The organism is Desertihabitans aurantiacus (assembly GCF_003344635.1).
Taxonomy (GTDB): Bacteria; Actinomycetota; Actinomycetes; order Propionibacteriales; family Propionibacteriaceae; genus Desertihabitans; species Desertihabitans aurantiacus.
In genome coordinates this window covers 1-2,172 of the sequence record NZ_QPKK01000412.1, presented here as the reverse complement: position 1 = coordinate 2,172, position 2,172 = coordinate 1, and the positions used below count along the sequence as shown (strand labels likewise).

Below are 2,172 nucleotides of genomic sequence, written 5' to 3'. Positions count from 1 at the left end.
GGGTGGGTGTGGAAGATCGGTGGGTGTCGTGGGGGTGGGCTGGGCACACTGTTGGGTCCTGAGGGATCAGCTGCACCGTGGTGGTGTGGGTGGTTGCTTCAAGGCGGGCTTCTTGGTCTGCTCCCGTGTGGGGGTGGGGTGGGGGGTGGCTGCTGGTGTGTTGAGAACTTCACAGTGGGCGCGAGCATCTTTGTAGGTGTATCAGATTTGTCTTGTAGTGGTGTTGTGTGTGTTGACAAGCTACTAAGGGCAGTCGGTGGATGCCTTGGCACCAAGAGCCGATGAAGGACGTGGGAACCTGCGATAAGCCCCGGGGAGTTGGTAAACGAGCGTTGATCCGGGGATGTCCGAATGGGGAAACCTCGAAGGGAACCGGAGTCATGTCCGGCGACCCCTGCCTGAATGTATAGGGCAGTGGGAGGGAACGCGGGGAAGTGAAACATCTCAGTACCCGCAGGAAGAGAAAACAACAGTGATTCCGTCAGTAGTGGCGAGCGAACGCGGAAGAGGCCAAACCGTATGTGTGTGAGAGCTGACAGGCGTTGCATGTGCGGGGTAGTGGGGCCATCTTGATCGGGCTGTTGACCGGTCGAGGAGCAGGATCGTTGAAGTTGAAGTGTTCTGGGAAGGCACGGCATAGCGGGTAATACCCCCGTAGGCGTAAGACGATCTCTCCTGGATGTCACCCCAAGTAGCACCCAACTCCTGGAATTGGGTGTGAATCTGGCGGGACCACCCGCTAAGCCTAAATACTCCTTGGTGACCGATAGCGGACAAGTACCGTGAGGGAAAGGTGAAAAGTACCCCGGGAGGGGAGTGAAATAGTACCTGAAACCGACTGCCTACAATCCGTCGGAGCCTCCTTGTGGGGTGACGGCGTGCCTTTTGAAGAATGAGCCTGCGAGTTAGTGGTACGTGGCGAGGTTAACCCGTGTGGGGAAGCCGTAGCGAAAGCGAGTCCGAATAGGGCGTTTGAGTCGCGTGCTCTAGACCCGAAGCGGAGTGATCTATCCATGGCCAGGTTGAAGCGTCGGTAAGACGTCGTGGAGGACCGAACCCACCAGGGTTGAAAACCTGGGGGATGAGCTGTGGATAGGGGTGAAAGGCCAATCAAACTCCGTGATAGCTGGTTCTCCCCGAAATGCATTTAGGTGCAGCGTCGTGTGTTTCTTGCCGGAGGTAGAGCACTGGATAGTCTAGGGGGCCCAACAGCTTACCGAAATTAGCCAAACTCCGAATGCCGGTAAGTGAGAGCGCGGCAGTGAGACTGTGGGGGATAAGCTTCATAGTCGAGAGGGAAACAGCCCAGATCACCAGCTAAGGCCCCTAAGCGGTAACTAAGTGGAAAAGGATGTGGAGTTGCGGAGACAACCAGGAGGTTGGCTTGGAAGCAGCCACCCTTGAAAGAGTGCGTAATAGCTCACTGGTCAAGTGATTCTGCGCCGACAATTTAGCGGGGCTCAAGTTATCCGCCGAAGCTGTGGCATTCACGCGTGTACCTGAACTTTGGTTCCAGGTGTGTGGATGGGTAGGGGAGCGTCGTGTGTGCGAAGAAGCGTCGGGGTGACCCGGGCGTGGAGTGCACACGAGTGAGAATGCAGGCATGAGTAGCGAATGACGGGTGAGAAACCCGTCCGCCGAATAACCAAGGGTTCCAGGGTCAAGCTCATCTGCCCTGGGTCAGCCGGGACCTAAGGCGAGGCCGACAGGCGTAGTCGATGGACAACGGGTTGATATTCCCGTAGCCGGTGTAACAACGATCCTGCCGAGGCGCGTGATGCTAAGAACGGAAGTCTGCACGGATCCTTCGGGTGATGTGTGGGTGACTCTTCGACCCGATCGTGTAGTAGGCAAGCTGCGGAGGGACGCAGGAAGGTAGCCCATCCCGGGTGGTGGTAGTCCCGGGCTAAGCCTGTAGGGCGGGGTGCAGGGAAATCCGCACCCCATACAGCCTGAGAGGGGATGGCTCTGCCACGTCAGTGGTGGAGTGGGTGATCCTATGCTGCCGAGAAAAGCTTCGTGAGCGAGTTGTGAGCCGCCCGTACCCTAAACCGACACAGGTGGTTAGGTAGAGAATACCAAGGCGATCGAGATCATCGTGGTTAAGGAACTCGGCAAAATGCCCCCGTAACTTCGGGATAAGGGGGACCTGATACGTGTAGACCTTTACGG

General features: G+C 57.3%; 1 rRNA gene. It reads left to right on the top strand.

Features of this window, described 5'->3' with window-relative positions:
- Positions 1-233: 233 nt before the first annotated feature.
- Positions 234-2,172: ribosomal RNA gene (locus DVA66_RS19655) — 23S ribosomal RNA — on the top strand; the annotation flags it as partial.